Below are 25,696 nucleotides of genomic sequence, written 5' to 3' on the forward strand. Positions count from 1 at the left end.
CTCAGCGAAGCACCGTGATTTTTCGCGTGCGCACCACCGATCCCGCCGTTAGCCGAAGGATGTATAGCCCGCTTGCCAGTCCCTGCAGATCTACCCGCTGCATGTTGCGCCCCCGTGCAGACGTGTGGGCCACGGTACGCACGGTGCGCCCCAGAACGTCATAGAGCACGAGCGTTACCGGGCGGCGCGTGGGCACGGCGTATCGCACAACAAGCTGTTCGCGTGCTGGATTTGGATACGGAGCGCGTAACTCAACCGCCGATGCATTCCGCTGTACCGTCACCACCTCAGAAAACGCGACCGATCCATCGGTGTCGACCTGCTGAATGCGGTACGCCAACCGGTCGGCCGCATACGGAGCGCTCCCGTCGGTGAACCGATAGGATTGCATCTGCTGGCTCGTCCCCCGGCCCTCTACGTGCCCGATGGTGGTCCATGCCAACGCCTCGCCGGCACGGCGCTGCACATTGAACCCGGCATTGCCCGTTTCGCTCGCCGTGGCCCACGTAAGGCGAACCACCGGACCATCGACCTTCGCATTGACCGTTGCCCATTCAACAGGCAGGGGCTCCGTCTCGCTGGCAAACACAAACGCACTGAAGCTGCCGGTGGTGGCCACGAGCTCGTTCGAGGCGCCATCGTACGTGGTTGCTACCTCGGCAAATGAGCCCACGCCGGGCGCCTCTCGCTTATACGCCGTTACAGCCGCAGGATCGCTGATTCCCGAGAGATCCGCTACATCGAAGCGCACGGCGGCGGCATCGCCGAACGTCAGTCCGCTGCTGGCCGTGATGACGAACCGGTACGCACTCACGTTGCGCTCGCTGATGCCCCCCGTGCCAACCGGGCCGTAGCCAAAACGCTCTACCGTCACCGTCCCGCTGCCGCTTACGCTGGCAAAATCGATGGCGACGCCGGTGGCGCCAAAGGGATGGATGCCATCTGAGGTAACGGAGGCCGTTGCGCGCGCCGTCGGGCTGAACAGATACGCGCGGCCCGCGCCTACTGTGGCGCCGATGTCTTCTTGCGGCGCTCCAATGAGCACGTCCGGCCGGCCGTCGGCGTTAAAGTCAGCGACGCCGGCTGTTGCCGTGCCAAACGCGTGATCGATACCGGCATTGGGGGAGCGCAGCTGGTACAGCATGGCCCCGCTTGCTCCGCTCATGATGTACACGCGCCCGGCATCGTCGACGCCTCCGGCGGTTTCCCCTACGGCATTTACCAACAGGTCGGGCGTGCCGTCGCCATCGATGTCGCCTGCGCCGTCCACCGCCCAGCCAAAGTTGCCAAACTGCTCGGGGTTCGGTGTTTCGATTCGACGGACGACGGTTCGCTGACCTGCTGCAAGCTGCGCACCATCGAGGATGTACGCCCGGCCCGCATTGTACGTGCCTCCTCCATCTTCCCCCACGGCGCCCACAAGCACCTCGGGCACGGCGTCGCCGGTACGATCGCCGACTGCTGCCACAGACTGCCCAAACCGCCCGAAATTTTCGGCGCGCGGCGAGTAGACCTCGGCGAGCACCTGCCCGGTGCGTCCGCTGTACACGTACACCGCTCCTTCTTGCGAGCGCGCCGCCGTGCTTTGCTGATTGGCCCCCACGGCCAGATCGGGCGTCCCATCGCCGTCGAGGTCGCCCAGCGACGCCACGGCAATGCCGTACTGTGCCATCACCAAGTTGGCCAGCGACCCAAGCGGCTCCAGGGTACGCACCACGCTTCCGTCTGCTCCGCTGAAGATGTAGACGCGCCCCTGATCGTCCTGGGCAAAGGAATCGCCGTCGGTGTCTTCACGGATCGCCGACACAAGCAGATCGGGCATCTGGTCGCCGCTTACGTCTCCAACACCCGCAACTTGTAGCCCGAAAAATCCGTTCTTTTCGGGATTGGGGGAGGTGACGGTGTGCAGGTGGGCGCCCGTAGAGCCATCGAAGACGTGCACCCGTCCGGCCCGCTCAAATCCGTTGGCGCGTTCTTGCCAGGCACCCACAGCCATCTCTGGAACGCCGTCCCCGTTGATGTCGCCGAGGCCCGTCACACGACGCCCAAAGAAGCCGTCGGCCATCGGCGTAGGAGGCACCAGCGTGTGAATGACGCGCTGGGTGGCCCCGCTCACGGCGTATGCACGCCCGGCGCCCGACACGCCCTGCACGGTGGATCCGGAGGCCCCCACCAGCAGATCTGGCGTGGCATCGCCGTTAAGGTCGCCCACGGATGCTACGTCAATGCCGTATCCGCCGCTTGTGGGCACCGTAGGAGACGCCAACAGCTGCTGGGCCCGCACCGTTGCGCCCGTGTGACTCCACACCGCGGCCCACCCGAATAGAATGAGAACGGCCGTTCGAAACGAGAAAACATGGCGTACCAACGCGCGCGGCGCTGGCGGTAGCATTGCGTATTGCATCACTAAATCTCGGTTGATTGTAGCTACGATATGAACAATCCCCCCGCGGTTCTATCTGCCGAGACGACAGACCGAGCCGCAGGAGGAATCGTTGTCCCGTGCGCTATTGGGCTTATTGCAGGTTGACGTCGCGCGTCTCGCCCCCTTCCACGACAAACGTCGTGAGCCCAAACTCGCCGGTCGTTCCCTCGCTGTCCGTATCGACGGTCGCCCCGTCGCTTGTAAGGGTGAGCGTAAGATCGGCGGTTGTGGGGTTCGGGCTCGCCGTTACGCGGTAGCCCGCATGCCCGTCTTCGAGGTCGCGCGTGATGGGCGTTCCGGTAAGGGTGACGTTCTCGGCCGTTGTGCTTAGCCCTTGCGCATCGAAATAGGTTACGCTAAGCCCAACACGCGTATCAGGAGGGCCCTCCAGGGTTACCTTTACATCACCATCCACAGAGGCGGTATCGTTGGAGCCGCCCGAATCGCAGGCGGACAGTGCGGCGAGTAGACCACACGCGAGAACAATGACGATTGATGAATGCAGCTTCGTTCGTAGATGTGTCATGACGAGGTTGGCGTCTATGCGATGAATGATTGGCGGCCGACGCGTACAGCGCGGGCCGGTGTCATGCAGCCAAACAACTCCCTCGCCCAATGTCCAACCAAATCCTGTGCGCAATCGGCCGATTCGTGTGCAGCAGCGGCCATATCCGCAGTCAGCGGTCTTTTTTGGGCGCCCGGCCGCCCGCTCTCATGCCTGCTCCATGTACTCGGTGGGCGACAGGCCCGTAGCTTTTCGGAAGGAGCGCGAAAATGAAGAGGTGGATTTGAACCCGACGGCGTAGGCGACTTCGGCCACCGTTTCGGGGGTTTGGTCCAGCAACTGCTGGGCTTGCTCAAGGCGATATGTGCGCAGGAAGGTCGCTGGGGGTTCGCCGGTGGCTTCTTTCACGCGGCGCGTAAACTGCCGACGGCTCAGCGCCGTTTCTTCGGCCAGCTGCCCGACGGTTAGGTCGGGGTTGCTGATGTGCTTGTTGATGGTTTCTAGCAGTTGCTCGGCGAAGGGCGCGTCTTGCGCATCCACCACCGTTGCGCCAACCTTGACCTCGCTGCGGTACTGCGCTTCGAGGTGCGCGCGGGCCGCCAGGTGGTTGGCAATGCGCTGCCGGAGCTCTTCGATGTCGAAGGGTTTCTGGATGTAATCGTCGGCCCCGCACGATAGCCCCTCCACGGTGGCGTCTGTACTGGCGCGCGCCGTGAGCAAGAGCACAGGGATGGTGCGCAGGTCGTCGTCGGCCTTTATCCGGCGGCAGAGTTCAAAGCCGTCGAAGGTGGGCATCATCACGTCGCTCAACACAAGTGCCGGCGGCTGGTCTTGCACGGCAGACCAGCCCTCCGCCCCGCCTTCGGCCACGCGCACCTCCCATTGGTTTGCGAGCTTATCGCGCAGGTACGCCCGCATCTCGGCGTTGTCCTCTACCACCAGGATGCGCTCCGCAGCAGATTCCGCCGCCCCGTCGCCCGCGGCGGGTCGTTCGGCGACGTGGGGAGCCGGGGCGTCAAGGGCAGGCGCTACGTCTTCGCACGCTGCGTCCGGCGATACCTCCACCGGAAGTTCTACGGTAAACGTGGCCCCATGGCCCGGCGTGCTCTCCACCGCAATCTGCCCGCCGTGCAGCGCCACGAGCTGTTTGCAGAGCGTAAGGCCCAGCCCGGTTCCTGCCGGCGGATCGGCGGCCGACGCGTGGGCTTGCGCAAACCGCTCGAAGATGTGGTGCTGGGCCTCGGGCGCGATGCCCGGTCCGGTATCTGCCACCTTGAGCTGTACGCGCGGTTCTGCCCCGTGCATCTCGCGGGCAACGTGCACCGTAATGCGCCCCCCTTCGGGGGTGTACTTCAGGGCATTCGAGAGAAGGTTCGTCACGATCTTCTCTATCTTGTCGACATCCACCGAGGCCGGCACGGCTTCTGACGGCTGGTGCACCTGCAAATCGATTGATTGCCGCTCTGCCATGGATGCGAAGGCCTCGGCGGTACGGGCCACAAGCGACGCAACATCCACCACCTGGCAGTCGAGGGTCATCTCGTCGGCATCGAGCTTCGCCAGGTCAAGCAGCTGGTCGACGAGGCGCTCCAGCCGATAGGCGTTGTCGATGATCGGACGCAGCTCCTTCACGGGCAGGGTGGCCGTCTCGTGCGTGGCGGCTCGGAAGGCGTCGCGCAGCGGGTTGAGGATAAGCGTTAGCGGCGTGCGAAATTCGTGGCTGATGTAGGCAAAGAAACGATTTTTGGCCTCATCGAGGGCCGCAAGCCGCTCGGCTTGTGCTTCCGTTTTCTCTTTTTCGTAGGCCAGCTCGCGCGTGCGCTCCTCAACGACGCGACGCAAATGGGTTTGCCGGCGCTCGTACCGGCGAATGCGCCAGCGGTACCCGCCAAGCGCCACGCCCAACAGCAGAAGGACGATGACGCCCTGAACCCACCACCGCTCGTACAGGTGCGGCGGCATGGTAAACACGTACGATGCCACCGGACCGGCGGCCCGATGGCCCAGGCGTGCCCGTACCTGAAAGCGGTAGGTGCCGGGCGGCAGGTCCGTAAAACGCGTAAACGACCGTTGGGTGGCGCGCCACGTGGTGTCTCGTGGCATCAACCGCACCTCGTACTGCACCCGGTGGGCATACGCCAGGCTAACGCCCGTGTACGAGAAGCCGATGGTGCGGTCGCCCACAGCCAACGTTTCCGATGCAGCAAGCGGGCGGTTGTGCAGGCCCACCTCCAACCCAGTGAGTAGGGCGGTGGGGCGTGCAGGATACCGAGCAAATCGCTGGTACGGGATCAGCGTAACGCCCGTTTGGTGCCCAACGTACAGCGTGTCACGCAGCAATCGGCTGCCGTTTACGTCGTTTGCAAGCAGCCCATCGGCTCGCGTCAAATGCCGGACGACCGCCCCCGTGGCGGGATCCATGACGTACAGGCCGTTGTTGGTGTTGGCCATGATGAGGCTATCGCCCGCGGCCGTCATCTTCTCCACGACGGTTCCCTCCAGCAAGGTTTCGGCCGTGCCGGTAGATGGATCAACCCGCAGCACGCCACTTCCACGGAACGGGCACCAGATGCGCCCGGCGCTGTCAACATGCAACCGGCGCCCTTGCGAGGTTGCGTGTTCGGGCACCCACGCGAGGGTATCGACAACGGCGCCGTCGGGGCGCTGTAGCCGGAGAAGATATCCTTCGTCGAACAGAATAATATCGCCGGTGGGCGAGGGGCCCATCAGGTGATGCTGTGAGTCATCGACCGACCAGGCGCGCAGGCGCAAACCCCGCACCGTATCGGCCGTTGGCACGTGGCGGTACAAGCCGTTGTTGTGCCAGAAGTACCCTACGCCCGCGCTGTCCACGTACCCGCGCACGGCCCCGCGGGCAACGCCTTGCCGCACCCATCCGGCGTCTGGCGTCCACCGGTACCAGTCCCGCCGGGGCGAGGCCAGCGCGTGCAGCGCCTCCTCGGCGCTATGCGCAAACACCCACCGGATGTGGCCGCCCGGCGTAACGCGCCTGCGGGTAGGACGTAATTGCAACAGCCCCTCGCCCCACGTATTCGCCCATAGCGCGGTCCCCATCGTCCGGAATCCTGTACCCGTGCGGATGCGCGTGCCCTCCACCGAGCGGATGTACCGGATGCCGCCACCCACGTGCTGCACCAATCCGCGCCGGGTCCCAATCCACAGGTGGTTGTTGGCATCGCGCTGCAGGGCCGTCGGCTCGGCGTCGAGCGCGGCCACGCGCTGCACGGTCTGGTGCGCGTGGCTGTAGTACGCAACGGCCCCGCCTTGAAATACATAAACTCCTTCTTCTCCGCAGGCGAGCGTTGCTCTTGCGGGCAGCCCTTGTGCTTTTTCTTTGAGCGTGCGGATGGCCGGGGCCTCGGCATTGAATGCCAACAGCTGGCTTCCCCGCACCACCCACCCGCGGCGCCCACTACAAATCTGCAGGTCGCCGTATTCTGCAGCCCCCTCCGAGGCGTCCGGAATGGCAGGATGCACGAATGAAACGCGGCCCGCGCGACTGACCCGGCCCAGCCCCTCCCCGCTGTTCAAGATCCAGAGGCGTTGCCGGGTATCCACCGCCGCGCCCCACACATTCGTCACGCCGCGCAGCGTTTTGTATCGAAACCGGGTGCGCGCCGGCTGGCCCGCACCGCGCGGCAGCGTCCACACGGCAAAGTCGGTTACGAAGCGCAACCGCTCGTTCTGAACGACAATGTCGGTCACCGAGTGCTCGTCGAGCACCACGTAGCGCTGAACGCCCTGCAGGCGCACCTGCACGGCATCGTGGCCGATGCCGGCCCATACCGAACCGTCCGGCATCGGCCGCAATGCTGTTACGACATCCTTAGAAATAGCAGCAGGGAGCGCGACGGACCGAAAGCGGTGCCCATCGTACACCGCCAGCCCGTCGGCCGTCCCAATCCACAGCAGCCCGTTGCCTGTGCGGGCCAGGGCCGTGATGTGATTGTTGGGCAGCCCATCCTCGACCGTGTAGCGCTGTTGTGGGGGCTGTGCACGACTGCTAGGCCCCATCAGCGGAAAGCCAACGACGACGAGGCCCACGGCGGCAAGAAGGAAACGGCTCAAAAACTGCATAGGAGCAATGCCAACCCGTCCATCAAGGAGAAAAAGCACCAAGCGCACTCGAACCTGGGCTGCGTGAAGCGAGCCGACCTAGCACGCGCTACCTTCGCGGTCTGGTGTTTTGACACATAGGACGCTGCAACATGGCGTGTCGTAACCACAGTTGCAAGTCGGAAGGGCTAGACTCGGTGTGGCGTGCACGTGTGCGCCGCGGATTAGTCAGCGGGCACACCTTCTTCGCAGGGCAGCTGCACCGTTACCGTGGTCCCTTCGCCTTTGGTGCTTTCGATGGCAATGGTTCCGTCGTGGGCCTCTACCAAGCGCTTGGTAATGGAAAGCCCCAGCCCTGTGCCTTCATACGTCCGGTTGGTGCCTTCCGACTCTTGCGTGAAGGCCTCGAAAATCGTTTCCATGAAGGCCTTGCTGATGCCAATGCCGGTATCTTCCACCGCTATCGTCGCCCACCCATCGGTTCGCTCGGCGCGTACCTGCACGGTGCCGCCCGGCGGCGTAAACTTGATGGCGTTGCCCAGCAGGTTGGTAAGCACGCGTTCAATGGCATTTTTGTCGTAGGTCCCCTGTAGGGGCGCATCGGGAAGGTGGACGGTAAGGGTCACGTTGTTTTCATCAGCCTGTGCCTCTAACATGGCCACGGTGTCGCGAATCAGCTCGCGGATGTCGAGGCGCTCGGTGTGCATGGCGTAGGCCTGCGCATCGAGGCGCGCTAAATCGAGCACCGCATTCAGGGTGCGCAGCAGGCGGTTGCTGCTTTGGTGGATGAGGCGCGCAAAGCGTTCGTGCTCGGCCGCAAGCTCATCGGCGAGCACTTCCGAGAAGCCCAAAATGGCGGTGAGGGGCGTACGCACCTCGTGGCTCATGTTGGCCAGCATGGCGTTTTTGAGGCGCGCGGCTTCTTCGGCCTTGGTCTTGGCCTCTTGCAGCCCGCGCTCGTACGCCACGCGGTCGCTGATGTCGACGTAGGTGGCGTACACCTCGGGGCTGCGCCCCGACGACGTGCGTACGACGGCTTGTACTTCAAAATCGCGGTACCCCTCAACGGTCTTGCGGCGCACCTCTGCGCGCACCGCCCCTTCCTCCAGCAAGGTGCGGTTTAGGGCGCGGGCCTCGTCCATGGCCTCGGGTGCCAGCCTGCTGCACAGCTCAGGAGCCTCGGGAGCGTCGAACGTGCCAAAGGTTTCGCGGAAGGCCGGGTTGGCCGAATGAAACCGCATCCGATCCTCGTGCAGGCGCCCCTGCACCAGCGGAATGGGGAGCGCGTTAAAGAGGGTCGCCAGCCGGTCGCGCTCGTTGCGGAGCGCCTGGCTTGCTTCTTTTTGCTCCGTGATGTTGGGCCCGTGCCCTATGACGTATTCCACCGAGCCGTCCAGCCCAATGATGGGGCTGTGGGTGCGCCGGTAATAGCGCGGGCCGTCGGGGCCGGGAATCACCTCCTCAAACGTTTCCGCCTCTTGCGTGCGCGCGACCGATCGAATGGCAGCGTCGCGGCGCTTGCCTATCGCTTCCGGAAGTCCTCTACGCTGGCAGTACTCGGTGTTTGTACACCCTATGATCCAGTCGCGCACCTCGGGGTTGGAGACGCCGCTCTTGTTGACGTACACGAACCGCGCGTCTCGATCAAACACGGCGAGCTCTGTCGGAAGCGCGTCCAGGATCTGCTCGTAAAAGTTTTTGGTTTCTTTGACTTCTTGCTCGGCCACGCGCCGGCTTGTGATGTCTAGCAAGAGGCCGTTGTACACGGACACATCACTGTCGGCGTCGGGGGTTGAAGCTCCTTGCAGCCAGATGCGCTCTCCGTTCGGGTGGTCGTACGGTATTTCAAAGGACCAGGGCTTCGGGTTGCGCACGCGGTCGGCAATGGAGGAAAGCAGCGTCGCGCGATGATCGGAGGGAACGCGCTCTATGAACGTCCCCAGCAAGTTTGGGCCGTTGGGGTCGAGGCCCAAAATGTCTTCGGCTGCTTCGCTCACATAGGGCAACGTGTAGGGCAGTGCCTCCACGCGATCAGGCGCTTCATGGTCGGTGGCTGGCACCTCCTCTGTGGCCTGGAACTGAAAGATGACGCCCGGCAGGCTGTTGGCCAGACCGCGCAGGCGGGCTTCGCTGCGGCGCAGCGCGCGCTCGGTGCGGCGCTGCTCGGTGATGTCGATGATGATGCCCTGATACGCCAGCACGTCGCCCTTCCACTGCGGGTTGGAGCGGCACTCCAGCCAGATCTTACGCCCGTCGGGCCGCACAAAGGGCGTCTCGTAGGTCCACGACTTTTGCATCTCCAGTGCCTGTTCGATGGACGTCTTCATCTGCTTCGGGTGCGGCGCCGGGAGGCAATCGACAAATCGCTCAAAAAATGTTTCGTACGGTTTAGGCGCGATGCCCAGGACCGACTCGGTCTGCGCGCTCACAAAGTCGGCCACGTACGAGCCATCGCGCGCAACTCGAAAATCGTACAACACGCCGGGCGTAGCTTCTGCCATGCCCCGCAACGTCGCCTTCGAACGGGTGTTGGTCTTCGGCGCTGCGTCGCCCGCCGCCCGGCGGGCGATGCCCATAACCGCCGGGTAGCCCAGGTAGGTGGTGGACTGCAGGCGCGCTTCGGTTTCTACGGGTGCTCCATCGGCACGGCGCAAGGTAAGCGTGCACCGGCGCGACCGGCCGTTGTGCACCGTCTTGATCATGCGGCGCACATCTGCCGTGGTGTGGGTTCCAGTATCGAGAACTTGATAGAGCGAACGGTTCAAAAGCTTCGTGATGCGCTGTTGCAGCAAGGTGGCCAGCGACGCATTCACATCCACAAACCGTCCATCACGAGACACGACAAACACGGCATCGCCCGCATCGTCGATCATCTTGCGATAGGTGCTCGTACGGATGTCTTCGCCACCCCGCGACATGTGCGCGGTAAAGGCATCACTCACGGTACGCGCTACATCACGCAACCGCCGCTGGCGCTTTTCATCTGAAGACGAGCGGGCATGCCCCCAGAGCGACAGCGCGCCAAAGCACCGCCCCGTGTCGTCTTTCAGTGCGATGCCCCCCACACACCGGAGCTGCGAGGTTGAACGCAGAAACATAGGCCGCCCGGTGTCTTCTTGCTGCGCCGCAGACTTAAGCGCGTCTGGCCCCACCGCGTCGCCCGATGCGGCAATGCGCGCGCACAGCTCGGCACTGGGGTCTACGTCCTCGCCGGCATGGGCCACGGTGTACCATGCGGCATCGGCCATATGAACGGAAATGGCGACCCCCCTGCACGAAAATGAACGATGTGCTAAGCGCGCAATGCGTGCCGCCGCTTCTTGAAAACCGAAGCTCAGCGCATCAATGCTGCGCGTGTTGGCGCGACCCATGGTTGTTCATGAAGAGCCAAGAAAAGACATCGGAAAAGCATCAAACGTCCGCCCAGGCAGACGTGCGTTGCAGCCACGTCTACGGCATGCCCCGCCTGCCGAGTGGTCCCATCCGGAGCCTGATGCGCGCCGCAGCCCGGCACGCAGAAAAGTGGACGATGCGATTTTTTATACTATGTTCGGCGTCAATAAACTACACAATAATTTCGATATGAGGCCAGGTGATAATACCAAGTTTGGATGAAGCTTTCGGCGGTATCCGGCCTTTCAGGAAATGGGCTGCGCCTTTTGGCTTTATTGCACGGGCTCAAGGCGGTAGAGGGCACCATTTTCAGCGTCTTCAAGCAGGTACAAGTACCCATCGGGGCCGGTCGCTACGTCCCGGATGCGGCCAAGCTCGGCGAACAGGAGGCGTTCTTGATGGGCAACCTCGGTGCTGTCCAGCACAATGCGCCGCACCTGCTGACGGGCTAGGGCGCCCAAGAAGATCTGATTTTTCCAGTTCGGAAATTTGTCACCGGTGTAAAAGGCCATGCCCGACGGGGCAATCGAGGGATCCCAAAACACAACAGGCTGCACAACTCCCGGTGCTTCGGTTTGCCCGATGGGGCGATGCGGTGAGGTGTACGTTTCGCCGTAACTCACCTTCGGCCACCCGTAATTATTGCCCGGCTCAATCAGGTTGAGCTCGTCTCCACCGTAGGGCCCATGCTCGTGCTGCCACACGTCGCCGGTTTCGGGATGAATGGCCATGCCCTGCTGGTTGCGATGGCCGTAGGTGTACACCTCGGGGCGCGCGTTGGGCTGCCCCACGAACGGGTTGTCTTGCGGAACGCTGCCGTCTAGGTTGAGGCGTACGGTGGTGCCGATGGAGTGGTGGTTGCCCGGTATCTCGACGGTTTCCTCCCGCCGCTGCCCGCGCTCACCAAGCGTTACGAGGAGCGTTCCATCGCCAGGAAAAACAATGCGCGATCCAAAGTGGTAATCGGGCGCCAGAAACGGCGTTTGCTTGTACAGTACCTCGCGGTTCGTCAGGCGGGCCCCGTCAAGCTTTGCGCGTGCCAGCACCGTGCCGCCCACGTCGCCCTCGCGGGCCGAGTAGGTCATGTACATCCAGCCGTCCGTCGCGTAGTTGGGGCCGACCGCAATGTCGAGCAGCCCGCCCTGGTTTTCATCCCACACGTCGGGCACGTTGGCCACCGATTGGAGCGTCCCGTTGGTAACCAGTTGCAGGCGGCCGGTGCGCTCGGTGATGAGCATGCGCCCGTCCGGCAGCCAGTCGATCGCCCAGGGATGCACAAGGCCTTCCAGCACGCGCACCACCCGGAACGTCTCCTCTTCTGATGTGACACGCGCCAGCACAACCTCCGGATCGGACGGCGCGGCCACCGGATCGGCGGTTGCCTGCGACGACGGCGCGCCCGATTCACTTGCGCACCCGGTACTCAAGAGAACCAGGACGAGGGCGAAGCAAAGGGAACCAGCGTAGCGCATGACATACGGGCAGTTAAACCAGCAGGACGGATGGATTGCGCAACATACGAGGCAGCGCGGCGGCCGTCAATAGCGCGCGCGCCGGGCGGGCATCGGTCACAAAGGAATTACGACCCGCTACGTCCCATCTGCAAAGAGCGCCGCGATAACGGCCAGAAGCCCCGTGTACACCGCCGAGCCCAACCACACGCTGTTGACGAGCACAGCGTTGCTGCTTTCTGTTTGCAGCGCCAGCAGAATAACCACGAGTCCGTTATGAAAGAGCGCAATCACAAGCCCTCCCAAAAAGGCCTGCTGCACCTGAATGCGCAGTGCCTCGCGGTCGTCTAGGGCAACGGCGCCCAACAAAAATCCGATGAGCGTCTTCACCAGCGCATAGATGCCCCAGGTGCCGTAGATGACGTCCATCGCCAGGCCCAGCGCAAACCCCATGACGGCGCCCGCCCGCCGGTTGGTGCGCAGGGCATACCACGCCAAGAAGAGAAGGGGCGCATCCGGTACGCTATTCCAAATCGCCAACCGCCCCAGCACCAGCCATTGGGCCAGCATCACAGCAACAGCAGCCAGCAGACGACGGGGCGAAAGGGCCATGCAAGCGTGGCGGAATTAGCGGGTGGTTGTGGTGGCGAGGGTGCGCACGATGTCGTCGATGGTACGCGTGACAAGGTACGAGCCGCCCACATAGTTATTGGCGATGATGCAAAAGACCACGCGGTTGTCGTTGGGGCGGGTGACGTACCCGCTGAGGGCTCGCACGAAGCGAAGCGACCCCGTTTTGGCCCGGATGGGAATGTGGGCGAGCCGATAATCGAGCGTGGTGTTCCGCTCGCCGCCCGCGGGCAACGAAGCCATAAAGGCTTCGCGCTCGCTGTCCCGCGCCATGTGCACGAGCAGCTTGCCCATAGCCTGCGGCGTAACCATGTTTTTGCGCGATAGCCCCGACCCGTCGTACACCTCCACGCGCCCGGGCGGAACCCCGGCACGGCGCAGCAGCGCCTCGGTGCGCGCCGCCCCGCCACGCGCCGATCCGCCCCACCCGTACGTGCGCATCAGCTGCTCGGCGTAAAAGTTGTTGCTCTCTTTGTTGGTTGCTTCAATGATGTCGCGCAGGGGAGGCGATACCGATACAAACAACGGATCGGCCGTCGGGGGCTCGTCTGCCAGGTCATCGATGTCAATGAGGGTGAGCGCCGTCTCGATGCCCGCATCGTGCAGGCGGTCTACGAAGCTCTGCAGCGTGAAGGTGGTCGGGTTGGTAACGGGCACATTTGTTATGCCACGGTAAGAGCGGGCCACGGTGCCGGTCAGGCGAATGGTGTTGCCCCGAAACGTGCGCTCAACCTGCACGGTGCTTCCGCGCCAGCGGCGGCTTGTGGTGGCGTCATTGCGGATCGTTACAGCGCCTTCGGGGCGCACGGACACGGCGGGCGGGCGGCCGGGCCGCGTGGCCGCGATGCGCACGGCCACCACGTTGTCGCGGTACGACAGCCCCCCGGCAGGCACGCCCATGTACCGGCCGGCCTGCTCGGTGACGTAATCAATATCCCAGCCCTCGGGGTACGCGCGGTCATCGAAGACGTCGTCGTCGCCGATGAGGCGCCCCTCAAGCCGCGTAACGCCCATGCGTGCCAAACGCTCTGCCCAGGCTTCGAGCGGGTCGCCACCGCCCATCTCGTAGCTTCCAAAGGTCGGATCGCCCGACCCGTCAATCACAAAATCGCCGCGCATCACCGTGCCCGCAACGCGCCCGTCAAACCGAAGCTCGGTTTGGTACCGATAGGTACTGCCCAGCGTGCTGAGCGCGGTGGCGGTTGTGAGCACTTTTTGGTTTGAGGCTGGCAGAAAGGCTTTCTGGGCATTGTGACCATACAGCATGCGCCCGGTGGTGGCGTCGGCTATGTACACGCCCCAAAAGGTATCTTCGGCGTTCCAGCGCGTAAGCAGGCGATTCACTTGTTCGGCCAATGGAGCGACCGGCGGGCGGGCACCCAACACCAAACTTCCACCCACCAGTACCAACAGCGCGAGGGCGCGTCGCCCCATCCAATGCCCCATCATGCCCCACTCTGTCCGTTCATTGCCTTGCTGGAACCTGCCAAACGCCCTCTGGTAGAGGGCGCACGTGAGTCGTGCGGCTCACGGTCTGCATGGTTGGCTCTTTCAAGCAGTACTTGATCTCCAGGTTTCATGGCTCAATCGCCCAGTGGCTCGCGCAGCCGACGCTCGCGCAGCAACACCCCCGTCTTTCAGCAGCGCAACTACACGCTCCTGCTCGTTGGGCTGGTGTGCATTGTCCTGGGCTTCGGGCTGATGCGCCTGGAGAATGAGTTTTTGGGCGTGATTTCGCTCTACGTAGCCCCTCTCATCATCCTCTTTGGCTACCTCGAAATCATCTACGCCATTTTGTGGCGCCCGGCCCGGCCCGACGACGCCGAAGCATAGCGCCGCCGAGCCGTGCACGCGCGGTTGCGCTTACCCGTTGGCCACGATTTCGTGCTCCGGGAAGAAGTAGGCGGCTTCCTTCTTGCCGTTTGCTACCGAGTCGGAGCCGTGCACGATGTTTTCCCCAATCGAGTCGGCAAAGTCGCTCCGGATGGTTCCGTCGTCTGCCTCCGATGGATCGGTGGCACCGATGAGCGTGCGGAAGTCGGCAATGGCGTTTTCTTTCTCTAGCACCACCGGCACGCAGGGCCCGCTCGACATGAAGTCGGTCAGGCTGTCAAAGAACGGTTTGCCTTCGTGTACGGCGTAGAAGCCCTCCGCCTCTTTCTTGGTAAGCTGCATCATCTTGAGCGCGCGCAGCGTGAAGCCGGCATCTTGAATGCGCCGCAGCACTTCGCCCACGAGCGCCTTGCGTACGCAGTCGGGCTTGAGAATGGCGAGCGTTCGTTCGGTAGCCATCGTTCGGTTTGCTTATTGGTTCGTAAAAGAGTCGTTGGTTCCTGTACGACAGCTGCAACACGAAGGTGACGGCGCGGTGTTAGGCATCCGTGAATCTTTTTCACAGGTGACGGTAATACGACCTGTGTGTTACCCCACGCGCACCCCGTGCGGCTTCTGAAATGCCTTGCGATGTATCCAAGCGGCTCGTCGTTTTCAAACCTCTGGTGATCCCCATGAATCGCTCCTCTCTCGGTTTTGCACTTGCCGTTTTGCTCTGCGCAATGGCTGTTCCAACGGCCCACGGGCAGTCTGTAGCCGACGTGCTGCGCTACTCGACGCCGCTACCGGCCACCGGGGCGCAGCTTACGGGCATGGCCGGGGCGGGCGGGCTCGCGGGCCGCGCGAGCTACACGGCGTTGCATGAAAACCCGGCCGGCCTTGGCTGGCTCCCGCAGTCGGTGCTGGGCGGCAGCTTCACCGGACAATTCCTGAGCGACGATCTGCGCTACACCTCGCCCACCCACACCACAAGCGCTTCGCTCAGTCGTAGCAGCTACCGCTTGGGGGATGTGGGCGGCGCGTATGTCTTTCCCACCAGCCGGGGCGCGCTCACCATTGGCGCCGCGTTCTCGCAAACGTACAGCTTTCAGGGCGGCGTATCGTACAGCGGCCGCAACGGGGCCAACTCCATCACCGATACGTTTTTGCCGGCACGTGGCGACTTTACGGTCGACAGCGGCGATCTTGTGTTCTTCGATACGGGGCTGCCCCTTACGGCCTTCGACGCCGGGGCCATTGAGTTCTTCTCGGGCGACTACCAGGCCGGGCGCTATCCCTTCGATCAAGCCGTGGCGCCGGGGCGCTCGTTTGGCACCACCATCCGGCAGGCCGAAGACCTGGACAAAACGGGCGGCCTTACCGAAGGCAGCCTGGGCGGGGCGTGGGCCGTGGCGCCGCGCGTGATGGTGGGCCTGAGCCTCAACGTCACGTTCGGCTCGTACACGTTCGACCGGTTCTATCAGGAGTTTGACGTCAACAATTCCAACGATGCCAGCCTCTACAACGTCATCCGCAACGGCCGCCAGTTCTTTGGCTTCGATCAGTTGAATGTGCTGGAGCGCATTGAGGCCAACATCACCGGATTCAACGCCCGGGCGGGCCTCTCGGCCGAGGTGGTGAAGGGCCTGCGCGCCGGATTTACCATCGAGACGCCCACGTACCAATCCATTGAAGAGACGTTTGGAAGGCGCATCGAGACGTTCTTCGATGACGGCGGATCGCTGGCCGCGGGCAACGTAGCGGCCAATGTGTTCAGCTACCGGGTGCAAACCCCGTGGCGCTTTGGCGCGGGCTTCACCGTCGAGCGCGGGCGCTACCTCCTGGCCGCCGACGCCGAGCTGGTCGACTGGTCGCAGGCCCGGCTGGAGAGCGACGATGTGTCCTTCGCGGATGACAACCGCGTGCTTGAGGATCTTGGCACCACGCTGGATGTGCGTGTGGGCGGCGCGGTGGAACTTGCACCGGTAACGCTGCGGGCCGGATTTGCGCTTCAGCCCGATCCGGTGGAGACGGGCGTCGACCGGACGCGGCGCTTCTATTCCGCAGGCGTGAGTTACGCACTGGAGCCCAACACGATGCTCGACATCGGCTACATGCGCCTCAGCAGCGCCAATGCCTACGCGCCGTACGGCAACGCCTTTGTACCCGGCGAAGACATCACGATTGATGCCCCCGAGGTGTCACAGGACATTCGCCACAACCGCGTGCTGGTAGGCCTCCGTGTGGCCTTCTAGAAGGCGGTTGCCGGCCATTGCAACGCCACGCAGCACGGCTATCTGCTTCGAAGCGGCCGTGCAGCACAAACGTGCGGTACAAACCAACGCGCCTCCGTCGGTTCGTCGACGGAGGCGCGTGTGCTGCTAGAGACGTCGCGGCATCGTTAGTCGTCGTCACCGTCGTCATCATCGCCTTCGTCGTCGCCGCTCACTTTTTTGAGGTTGCCGGGATTGAGCACCTTATCGACGACGCCATACTCGGCGGCTTCCTGGGCGCTCATCCAGTAGTTGCGGTCGGCATCGTCCTCAATTTTTTCGGTCGTTTTGCCGGTGTGGTGGGCCAGGATCTGGTACAGCCGATCCTTCAGCCACAAAATCTCCTTGGCCTGGATCTCGATGTCGGAGGCTTGCCCTTCGGCGCCGCCCAACGGCTGGTGGATCATCACGCGGGAGTTGGGGAGGCATGCCCGCCGGCCCGCTTCGCCGGCCGCGAGTAGCACCGACCCCATGGACGCGGCTAGCCCCACACAGATAGTGGCCACCGGGGCGTCCACGTACTGCATGGTATCGTACACGCCCAGGCCGCTGTAAATGACACCGCCCGGCGAGTTGATGTACAGGTTGATGTCGCGGTCGGCATCTTCGCTGGCCAGGTACAGCAGCTGGGCCACCGTAAGGTTCGCGATCTGATCGTTAATCGGCGTGCCGATAAACACGATACGCTCCTTTAGCAGGCGGCTAAAGATGTCGTAGGCCCGCTCGCCGCGCGTGGTTTGCTCAACCACCATGGGCACAAGGCCCGACATGGGTTGATCGCCCATGCCCCCGCTGTAGATGCTGCTGGGCAGCGACGTAAGGCTCTTACTGAATTTGATAAAGTCGTCGACCATTGCAGGACCTGATCGTAGGTGGCGGAAGACAATGCGGCGTGTGCAACCTGTCCGAAAATACGATGGTTCCTCTGCACACGCGGCGCAGCTGTAACGATACCGGCGTAGCCTGGTCTTGGGCAACGCACCCGGCGGCCACTATCCGGTGTAGTCGACGCTTACAAACTCGCGCTCCGGCAAGTGAACGGCCGTGAGCGTGCCCATCTCGGGCTGCATGTGGTACACGCAGCCGGTGTCAATCATGAGCAGCTTCTCCTTGTTGATGGGCTTCGGCCGTGGCGTGTGGCCGCACACCACCGTCTTTTCCCAGGCGTACTCTGGGGCTTCGAGGTGGGCCCGCTCCCACAAGAACACCTTTTCGTTGGATTCCTCCAGGTTTTCGGCGATGGTGAGGTTCGGCTGCAAGCCCGCATGCACAAAAAAGAAGTCGTCGGTTTCGTAATGCATTTTCGTCTCGCGGACGAACTCGATGTGCGCATCTGGAAATTCAATTTCAGAGCTGCCATCCACGTAGCTGTGCATCGTTGAGAGGCCGCCGTTGATGCGCCACAGGTTGAAGGCGCCTTCGTTGAAGTAGCCGAGCATAAGGGCCTCGTGGTTGCCGCGCAGGAAGGTGCACTGCACCTCGTCGCGCAGCTTTAGCAGGCGCTCAATGACGCCCCGCGAGTCGGGGCCACGATCGATGTAGTCGCCGATGAACACCAAGTGGTCGTCGGACGTGGGCCCGAGCCGGTCGAGAAGTGCATCCAGCGAGGCGGCACACCCGTGAATATCACCGATTGCGATAAGCCCCATTGCAGTTGGCCGCTTGATGCGGCTGTCAAAAAAGTGGATACGAGAACGTGTACTGCATCTGCAGTACCGTTAATGTTGCGAAGCTGTTAACAAAAAGGCAACTGCGGGCTGTTTCAACGCTGTAAAGGGGTCGTAGGCCACAATCAGCGCTCAGGCTTCAAAACCCACCAACCCGCGGCCCGTCTTGTGCACACGGCCTTGTGCTTTCAGATCCTCCAGCACGGCATCCAACACGCCGTTGATGAAGCGCCCGCTGCTGGGCGTGCTGTACTGCTTGGCAATCTCGATGGCCTCGTCAATGCTCACCTTCGGCGGCACATCCTCAAGGGCCAGCAGCTCGCACGTCGCCATGCGCAGCAGCACCCGGTCGATCGGCGCAATGCGATCGAGATCCCAGTTGTTTACGTGCTTCGCCAGCACCCGGTCGATCTCCGAGCGGCGCTCCGCCGTCGTGGCGAGCAGCGTGTCGGCAAAGGCTTCCTGGCTCGGATCGTCAGACAGCTCTGGAAGCACGATATGACGCCACACCGACGACAGCTCCTCCCCCGATAGCTCGTGGGCAAAGAGGGCTTTCATAACGCTCTCGCGAGTAGTACGGCGGCTCATAACGCGTAGCAATCTATCGGGAAGGGGCGTGACGCGCAACAGGCGACACGCGGTCTAAACAGCTTGTGTACTATCTCTCATCCTTGGAAAGGGTTCGGGGCGGACGCTGGTTTCATGCCCTCTGCAAATAGATGCGGGCATGTTGCGTGATGCAATTCAACGTGTCTTTGCTATCCCGTTGGCCCATCACACAATCCTTCAAAAGTATGCCTGTTTCTGCTACGCCGCGTTGGATGGCCTACCCCGCCCTCTGGCTGGCAGGGGCGCTTGCTGCTAGCGTGGCTGCTTCAAATGTTTCTTTTACCGTCTCGGTGTGGCACTGGGGCGCGCTTGCGCTTGTGGGCGGTGCCGTGGCCGGGGCAGCGCAGTGGATCGACCGGCAGCGGCTGGTATCACTCGCTCCGCTGCTTCGGTTTTGCGTCGCCTTGCTGCTGTTTTTTACGATGGGCGGCGCACGCATGGCCATCTACCAACGCCCGGCGCCACACGCGCTCCGTTCCTACGTTCCAGACCGTGGCCCGGAACGCAGCATTCAGCTTCGCGGCGTGGTCGATGCCCCGCCGTCCCGATCGTCGCGGGCGTTTCGGTTTACCATGCGAGCGACGGCGTGGCAAGGACCGCTGGATACCCTGGCCGTCACGGGGCGCGTTCAGGTGACGCGGTGGGTCGATGATCGCGCGGCTCATCCCGATGTGCGGGATGGGACCTGCGTAGTGGTCACAGGACGCCTTCAGCGGCCGCCTACGCGCCGCAACCCAGGGGCCTTTGACTACCGGGCCTATCTGGCGCGGCGTGGCGTGTACTGGACGATGACGCTTGAGCGGGCGTCTCTGCTGCAGACCTGCGGCACTGCGGCTACGTGGCTCGACGCTGCAGCGTACGCGGCCCGCGCCCATGTACGCGGCGCGATCGACGCCTTTGGGCAGCGCCCCACCACGCAAAGCGTCCTCCGTGCGCTTCTCCTTGGCGACCGCTCGGGGCTCTCGGCACAACGAGAGGCCCAATTTGCAGCAACCGGGCTCATGCACCTGCTGGCCGTGTCGGGGTTGCACGTGCTGCTGGTGGGCATGGTTATCTTTTTGCTGCTCAAGCCGCTCCTGGTGCGCGCGTCCATGCCGTGGGTCACCATGCAGTGGGTGCGGGCTGTGAGTACCATTGTGCTGCTGGGCACCTACTTGCTTCTCACGGGCATGCAGGCCTCGGTGGTGCGTGCCGTGGTCATGGCCATTATTTTCATTGGCGGCGCCATCATTCAGCGATCCTCCACCGCGCTGAACAGCCTTGGCCTTGCCATGATCGTTTTGCTCGTGCTACGGCCTCCAATGCTGTTCGACGTGGGATTTCAGCTGTCTGTTGCAGCCGTAGCGGGCATCGTGGTGTTGAACCCGGTACTGGTGGATGCACTGCCTACACGCTGGACGGAGGGCTGGTGGGGGCCGCACATCGTTACGGTCGTTACAACGTCTGTGGCTGCAACGCTGGCCACCGCGCCGGTACTGGCGGTGCACTTCGGACGCGTTGCGTTTGCAGGGCTGCTGCTCAATGTTCTTGCCATTCCCCTCACGGCGCTCGTCCTCTTAAGCGGCCTGTTGGTGGTGTGCTGCGCACCGGTGCCTCTGGCGGCGGGCGCGTTTGGCAGCACGGCCGATGCAAGCGTGCAGGGGCTGCTGTGGATTGTTGCGCGTGGGGCCACGTGGCTGCGATGGACCCTCTGGGAAACGCCGGCCTGGTCGTGGGTGCATATCCTCGCTTTTGGAGCAGGCCTCGGGGCGCTCGCGCAATGGCGACGGCCGCGCTGGCGCTGGGGGCTGGCCGTTGCATCCATTGGCATCCTGGCTTGTGGAGCTCTCGCATCTGCTGTCAGGGTGGGAGACAATCCGCGCATGGATGCGGTGATGCTCGATGTGGGGCAGGGCGATGCGATGTTATTCTCGTTCCCGAACGAACAGCACGTGCTTGTGGATGCCGGTCCCAAGACGCGCTTTACCAATGCGGGGGCCGCGGTGGTTGTCCCGTTCTTGAAGCGCCAAGGCATCACGTCGTTGGACGCACTGGTCATCACACACCCCGATGCCGATCACCTCGGTGGCGCGTTGTCGGTGCTTCGTAGCGTTGGCGTTCAGCGTGTCGTTCGCACGGAGTGGGCGTCGCGTAATCGTTTGATCGCGTCGTTTGAACGACTCGTCGATAGTTTGAAGGTGCCGGTGCGGTATGTAGAAGCTGGAGATACGCTGGATATCTCGTCTGCAATGGTGGAAGTGCTGGGGCCGCCACCGCGACGTCACACGTACGCGATGTCTGGGGACAATGAGCGCTCGGTGGTTCTGCGCATTGCATACGGCACCACGCAGTGGGTATTGCTAGGAGATGTGGAGCACCGGGGCGAGGGATGGTTGGTGTACCGGTACGGGGATGCACTGAACGCTGATGTTGTGAAGGTTGCGCACCACGGCTCTTCAACAAGCAGTCGACTGCCACTGGTACGTGCTATCTCCGATGATTCGTCGCAGGTACGTGCACTGATCTCTGCCGGTGTAGATAACCGATTTGATTTTCCAGCACCAACGGTCGTCAACCGTTGGGAGGAGCACGGCGCCGTCATTCGATCGACGAAGCACAGCGGAGCAATTTGGCTGCGAAGTGACGGGCGCAAGATTTGGCGTCGCCGGTGGCGCTGAAGCGATGCGGTATACGATGCTATACCGGTTGTATATCGTGTGGGCTGCCGAAGGATTTGGCAGTTATCCACAGCCCTAGGTGCTAGTCTAGGTCTCTAGAGAAGCTAGGTTGTTGTTGTTGTAGGGGCTGTGGATATGTTGATAACTTAGTTTTCCACAAGAGCGTGGCGTCATCTGACCCGTCTCACCAAAGTTATTAACAGAGTTATCCACAAAATCGAAGCGGTAGACCCCCGCTCTGCAGATATAAACGGCGATTTGAGGTGAGTTATCCACATTTCGGTCGCAGCGGCTCCATAGCCCCGAAATAGCACTCACAAGTTATCCACATCGGGCGAAATGTTAATAACTGTTAGTAAAGTGTGGATAACTTCGGACTTATCAACAGTCCGCTTCTGGGGGATGAGCGGATCGGAGTTATCCACACGTTATCCACAAGTTACCCACAATTTGTCCACGCGTTATCCACATCGGGTGGGAGGTCGGTTTGCCGACCATGGGGCGAGTTATCCACACATTATCGACAGGTTATCCACACGGATCTGTCGGCGCGTGGTGCGGTTCATCGTACCCGTTGCTCTCTTGCACTCACGAATTTCTTCGCTCCATGACCTTTGATTTGTCGGATCAGTCCGTTCTCATCACCGGCGGCACGCGTGGCATCGGCCGCTCCATTGTAACTGCGGCCGCCGAGGCCGGCGCGCGCGTGGCGTTTACGTACCGGTCGTCGCACGAGGCGGCAGAAGAGCTCGTTGCATCGTTGGAGGCGCAGGGCGTCGAGGCGATGGCCCTGCAGGGCGACGTGGCAGAATTGGAGGCCGCCGAGGCGGCGGTGGCGTCGGTCACGGACGCGTGGGGATCGCTGGATGTGCTCGTGAACAACGCGGGCATCACGCGCGACGGCCTGATGCTCCGGTTGAAGGAAGCGGATTGGGACGACGTGCTGGATACAAACTTGAAGGGGGTGTTTAACTTCTGCAAGGCCGCTTACCGCCCCATGATGAGCCAGCGGGCCGGCGCCATCGTCAACATTTCGTCGGTTGTCGGCGTGATGGGGAACCCGGGCCAAACGAACTACGCGGCTTCGAAGGCCGGGATCATTGGTTTTTCGAAGAGCCTCGCCAAGGAGCTTGCGCGCCGTAGCGTTACGGTAAACGTGGTAGCGCCCGGCTACGTGGCCACCGACATGACCGATGAGCTCAGCGACGACGCCCGCGAGGCGATGTTGGGCGCCGTGCCCCTCGGACGTCCAGCCACGCCCGAGGAGGTCGCGCGCGCCGTGCTCTTCCTGGCCGACCCCGAGGCCCGCTACATCACCGGCCACGTGCTGCACGTAGACGGCGGCCTTGCGATGTAGGCAACCGGCGGGTGCGCAAGCGCGCTACGAGCGGAACAGGTTCTTGAGCACAAACCACACGTTTTCCTTCCGCTCGCGCAGGCGCCGCGAAAAGTACGGAAACCACTCGGTGCCGTAGGGCACGTACACCATCATGTTGTATCCGTCCTGCGCGAGTTGGACTTGCGTTTCGTGGCGCAGGCCGTACAGCATTTGAAACTCGAAGCGGTCGGGGCCCATGCCCTCCCCGTCCGCAAAGGCTTTTGTTGCATCAATCAAGCGGTCGTCGTGCGTGGCAATGCCCGAGTACGGCGTGTGCCGCAGCAGGCGCTCCATGTATTCGATGTAGTGGGCGCGGATCTCATCCATCTGCTGATACGCCAGCGATTTGGGTTCGCCGTACGCCCCCTTGCACAGGCGCACGCTAACCCCCAGCTCGCACATCCGATCGATGTCGCGGGCGGTGCGCTTGAGCATGGCCTGCAGCACCGGCCCCACGTAGCCCTCAAAGTCGGGGTAGACCGTCTCGAACAGGTCCAGGGTGGATTGCGTGAGGTCGCTGCCTTCCATGTCGAGGCGCACAAACATATCGTGGCGCGCCGCGTGCTCCAACACCGTCCGCAGGTTGTCGAGGCAAAAATCGGTATCGATGAGCTGGCCCAGCATCGAGCACTTGATCGAGATGCGGTTGCGCCGGTTGGGAGGCGCGTGCTCCGCCAGCGCATCAATGAGCTCCAGATAGGCGTCGCGCGAGGCTTCGGCCACGTCGCGCTTGTGCACATGTTCGCCCAGCAGATCGAGCGCAACATGGAGGCCCTTGCGGTTGAGGGCATCAACGGTGGGGAGTGCAGCATCGAGCGTCTCGCCCGCAACGAAACGCTGTGCAAGAACGAACGGCAACTTCATAGGCAGTAGAGATAAGTGGGGGCGCGAAGCGCTTCCAAAACGTAACCGAGAGGCACAAAAGAAGTTGGGGAAAATGCTTGAAACTACGAGCGATGCGGTATGGGTTGCGGGCGTGGATGGGTGCCCGGGGGGATGGTTGGTGGTGGGGTGGCAGCCGTCCACGGGCATCGTCGCGCGGCGGGTGGCATCCACCTTTGAGGCTGTGCTGCGCGCCACGCAGGACGCGGCCTACGTGGGGGTCGACATGGTGATTGGGCTGCCCGACGTTGCCCAGCCGGGCGGTCGCACGTGCGATCGGGACGCCCGGGCGCTGCTTGGGCATCCGCGAAGCAGCAGTGTCTTCTCGCCGCCGGTAGCGGAGGCGCTTGCGGCACAAAGCCACAAAGAAGCCAGCGCCATCAACCGGGCCAGTGGGCCGGATGCTCCGGGGCTTACGATTCAGGCCTGGCACCTCATCCCCAAGATGCGCGCGGTGCAGCGCGCGATGTCGCCCGCGCGGCAGGAACGGATACGGGAGGTGCATCCGGAGTGTGCGTTTTACGCGCTCAACGATGACGCCCCGATGGCCGCGAGTAAACATACCGCAGATGGGCGATCGGCGCGTGCGCGCCTACTGCGGGCGTTGTTTCCGTCCATCGAAGATGCGATGCGCCAGTACCCCACGCGCGTGGCAGCAGCGACCGATGTGCTCGATGCGCATGCGGTGTGCGCTGTGGCCGGCGCCATGCACGAAGGCGATGCCCGCCGCGTGCCGCGCAACCCCTCCCGCAACAACCGCGGGCTGCGGATGGAGATCTGGTACTGATGCCGTGTGCCGCGCGTCGTTCGCTGATCCTCCAGAGGCTGGTACTGCAGAAATGCGTGCACATGCACCTGCACGGCGCGTGACAGTCGACGGGCGTAGTCTTTGGCCGCGTGTCAATCGCCAAACGACTGCGTCAGGGCCTTCGTAACGTCGCTGGCTTGAAGGTCCGCCGCAGCGCGAATCATCTGCTCGATGGTGCCCGCGGTGGCGCGTCCATGCCCAATCATAACCTCGCCGTTTACGCCAAGCAGCGGAGCCCCCCCGCGTGTGTCGTGGTCAAACGACTTCTTGACTTCCCCCAGCACGCCGGCCACGAGCTGCTGTTCATCGGGGGCCAGCTGTTGGCGCTCCATCTCCTGACGGGTCAGCTCCGAGAGAACCGTCGTCATCGTTTCGCCAAACTTCAGCAAGATGTTGCCCACGAAGCCGTCGCAAATGATGATGTCAGCGGCATAGTGGAGCAGGTCGCTCCCTTCCACATTCCCGATGAAGTGAATGCGGTCTTCGTCTTTGAGAAGCGTGTAGGCCGCTTTGGCTTGCTCGTTGCCCTTGCCCGGTTCCTCGCCAATGTTGAGCAGCCCCACCGAGGGCCGCTCGTCGCCCATCATGTGCGTGCGGTACACGCTGGCCATGCGGGCAAACTGCACGAGATGCTCGGGACGGCAGTCTACGTTGGTGCCAATGTCCACCACTACCGAGGTGCCCCGCAGATTCGGAAAAAACCCGATGATGGCGGGCCGCTCAATGCCGGCAATGCGCCCCAGGATAAACATGGAGGCGGCCATGACGGCGCCGGTGTTGCCCGCGCTCACGAACGCATCGGCAGCGCCTTCTTTGTGTGCCTGCAGCCCGCGATGGATGGAGGACTGCCGCTTGGTTTTGATCGCCGTGGCAGGCGCATCATTCATCGTGATGACATCCGGGGCATCCACCACATGAAGCGGGAGATCGCTTATGTCGCCGTACGCGTCGAGCGCGCCTTGCACCGTGTCTTGAGGGCCAAAGAGGCTAACAGCGAGCGCACCATCGGCAGCGCGAACGGCATTGAGGGCACCTTCAACGGCAGCCGCAGGGGCGTGATCGCCTCCCATGGCGTCAACGGCGATATGGGCGGACATGTGGGCTACAAGAACCTATGAGAGAAGACCGA

18 protein-coding genes are annotated in these 25,696 nt (G+C 62.9%); 5 read left to right on the forward strand and 13 right to left on the reverse strand.

What is annotated here, in order from left to right; all coding sequences use genetic code 11:
• Position 1: 1 nt before the first annotated feature.
• The 7 genes from SALLO_RS0110055 to dacB all read right to left on the reverse strand — a co-directional run bounded on the left by SALLO_RS0110055 (position 2) and on the right by dacB (position 13,930).
• The gene (locus tag SALLO_RS0110055; RefSeq protein ID WP_022836176.1) at positions 2-2,404 is read right to left on the reverse strand and encodes an FG-GAP-like repeat-containing protein; all 2,403 of its coding nucleotides are present in this window, start codon (positions 2,402-2,404) and stop codon (positions 2-4) included.
• Positions 2,405-2,516: 112 nt separating this feature from the next.
• Positions 2,517-2,840, reverse strand: a complete 324-nt coding sequence (locus tag SALLO_RS0110060) for a hypothetical protein (RefSeq protein ID WP_022836177.1) — start codon at positions 2,838-2,840, stop codon at positions 2,517-2,519.
• 297 nt (positions 2,841-3,137) lie between these two features.
• The gene (locus SALLO_RS0110065) at positions 3,138-7,019 is read right to left on the reverse strand and encodes an ATP-binding protein (protein WP_169577921.1); all 3,882 of its coding nucleotides are present in this window, start codon (positions 7,017-7,019) and stop codon (positions 3,138-3,140) included.
• Positions 7,020-7,231: 212 nt separating this feature from the next.
• Positions 7,232-10,255: a PAS domain S-box protein gene (locus SALLO_RS17845; RefSeq protein WP_051141357.1), complete on the reverse strand. Its 3,024-nt coding sequence runs from the start codon at positions 10,253-10,255 to the stop codon at positions 7,232-7,234.
• A gap of 417 nt (positions 10,256-10,672) precedes the next feature.
• On the reverse strand, positions 10,673-11,872 hold the full coding sequence (locus tag SALLO_RS0110075; protein ID WP_022836180.1) for a PQQ-dependent sugar dehydrogenase: 1,200 nt from the start codon (positions 11,870-11,872) through the stop codon (positions 10,673-10,675).
• Between the two features lie 117 nt (positions 11,873-11,989).
• Entirely contained in the window at positions 11,990-12,463 is a 474-nt protein-coding gene (mreD, locus tag SALLO_RS0110080; protein WP_022836181.1) for a rod shape-determining protein MreD, read from the reverse strand.
• A gap of 15 nt (positions 12,464-12,478) precedes the next feature.
• On the reverse strand, positions 12,479-13,930 hold the full coding sequence (gene dacB, locus SALLO_RS0110085) for a D-alanyl-D-alanine carboxypeptidase/D-alanyl-D-alanine endopeptidase (protein WP_022836182.1): 1,452 nt from the start codon (positions 13,928-13,930) through the stop codon (positions 12,479-12,481).
• A 129-nt stretch (positions 13,931-14,059) separates the two neighbouring features.
• Here dacB and SALLO_RS16525 point away from each other — a divergent pair, with 129 nt between their 5' ends.
• On the forward strand, positions 14,060-14,314 hold the full coding sequence (locus tag SALLO_RS16525) for a DUF3098 domain-containing protein (RefSeq protein WP_022836183.1): 255 nt from the start codon (positions 14,060-14,062) through the stop codon (positions 14,312-14,314).
• A 30-nt stretch (positions 14,315-14,344) separates the two neighbouring features.
• On the opposite strand, the gene ndk is transcribed toward SALLO_RS16525, so the two are convergent.
• The gene (gene ndk / locus SALLO_RS0110095; protein ID WP_022836184.1) at positions 14,345-14,773 is read right to left on the reverse strand and encodes a nucleoside-diphosphate kinase; all 429 of its coding nucleotides are present in this window, start codon (positions 14,771-14,773) and stop codon (positions 14,345-14,347) included.
• 263 nt (positions 14,774-15,036) lie between these two features.
• Between ndk and SALLO_RS16530 the strand changes: the two genes are divergently transcribed.
• Positions 15,037-16,548 (forward strand): OmpP1/FadL family transporter, encoded by a 1,512-nt coding sequence (locus tag SALLO_RS16530; protein WP_051141358.1) that lies wholly within the window; start codon positions 15,037-15,039, stop codon positions 16,546-16,548.
• 146 nt (positions 16,549-16,694) lie between these two features.
• Here SALLO_RS16530 and SALLO_RS0110105 read toward each other — a convergent pair whose 3' ends face one another.
• The 3 genes from SALLO_RS0110105 to nusB all read right to left on the reverse strand — a co-directional run bounded on the left by SALLO_RS0110105 (position 16,695) and on the right by nusB (position 18,821).
• Positions 16,695-17,420 carry an ATP-dependent Clp protease proteolytic subunit gene (locus tag SALLO_RS0110105; protein WP_022836186.1) on the reverse strand — a complete coding sequence of 242 codons (726 nt, stop codon included), beginning with the start codon at positions 17,418-17,420 and terminating at the stop codon, positions 16,695-16,697.
• A 138-nt stretch (positions 17,421-17,558) separates the two neighbouring features.
• Positions 17,559-18,215 (reverse strand): metallophosphoesterase family protein, encoded by a 657-nt coding sequence (locus SALLO_RS0110110; RefSeq protein WP_022836187.1) that lies wholly within the window; start codon positions 18,213-18,215, stop codon positions 17,559-17,561.
• 150 nt (positions 18,216-18,365) lie between these two features.
• Positions 18,366-18,821 (reverse strand): transcription antitermination factor NusB, encoded by a 456-nt coding sequence (nusB, locus tag SALLO_RS0110115; protein ID WP_022836188.1) that lies wholly within the window; start codon positions 18,819-18,821, stop codon positions 18,366-18,368.
• A 206-nt stretch (positions 18,822-19,027) separates the two neighbouring features.
• On the opposite strand from nusB, the gene SALLO_RS0110120 reads away from it, so the two are divergent.
• The gene (locus tag SALLO_RS0110120) at positions 19,028-21,499 is read left to right on the forward strand and encodes a DNA internalization-related competence protein ComEC/Rec2 (RefSeq protein ID WP_022836189.1); all 2,472 of its coding nucleotides are present in this window, start codon (positions 19,028-19,030) and stop codon (positions 21,497-21,499) included.
• Positions 21,500-22,106: 607 nt separating this feature from the next.
• Complete coding sequence (fabG, locus tag SALLO_RS0110125; RefSeq protein WP_022836190.1) at positions 22,107-22,856, forward strand: 3-oxoacyl-[acyl-carrier-protein] reductase; 750 nt, start codon at positions 22,107-22,109, stop codon at positions 22,854-22,856.
• A gap of 24 nt (positions 22,857-22,880) precedes the next feature.
• Here the strand turns inward: fabG and SALLO_RS0110130 are convergent, their stop codons facing one another.
• The gene (locus SALLO_RS0110130; protein WP_022836191.1) at positions 22,881-23,741 is read right to left on the reverse strand and encodes a proline dehydrogenase family protein; all 861 of its coding nucleotides are present in this window, start codon (positions 23,739-23,741) and stop codon (positions 22,881-22,883) included.
• A gap of 73 nt (positions 23,742-23,814) precedes the next feature.
• Between SALLO_RS0110130 and SALLO_RS0110135 the strand changes: the two genes are divergently transcribed.
• Complete coding sequence (locus SALLO_RS0110135; RefSeq protein WP_022836192.1) at positions 23,815-24,546, forward strand: DUF429 domain-containing protein; 732 nt, start codon at positions 23,815-23,817, stop codon at positions 24,544-24,546.
• A gap of 113 nt (positions 24,547-24,659) precedes the next feature.
• Here the strand turns inward: SALLO_RS0110135 and plsX are convergent, their stop codons facing one another.
• Complete coding sequence (gene plsX / locus SALLO_RS0110140; protein WP_022836193.1) at positions 24,660-25,664, reverse strand: phosphate acyltransferase PlsX; 1,005 nt, start codon at positions 25,662-25,664, stop codon at positions 24,660-24,662.
• Positions 25,665-25,696 lie beyond the last annotated feature (32 nt).

The organism is Salisaeta longa DSM 21114, from assembly GCF_000419585.1.
GTDB classification, from domain to species: domain Bacteria; phylum Bacteroidota; class Rhodothermia; order Rhodothermales; family Salinibacteraceae; genus Salisaeta; species Salisaeta longa.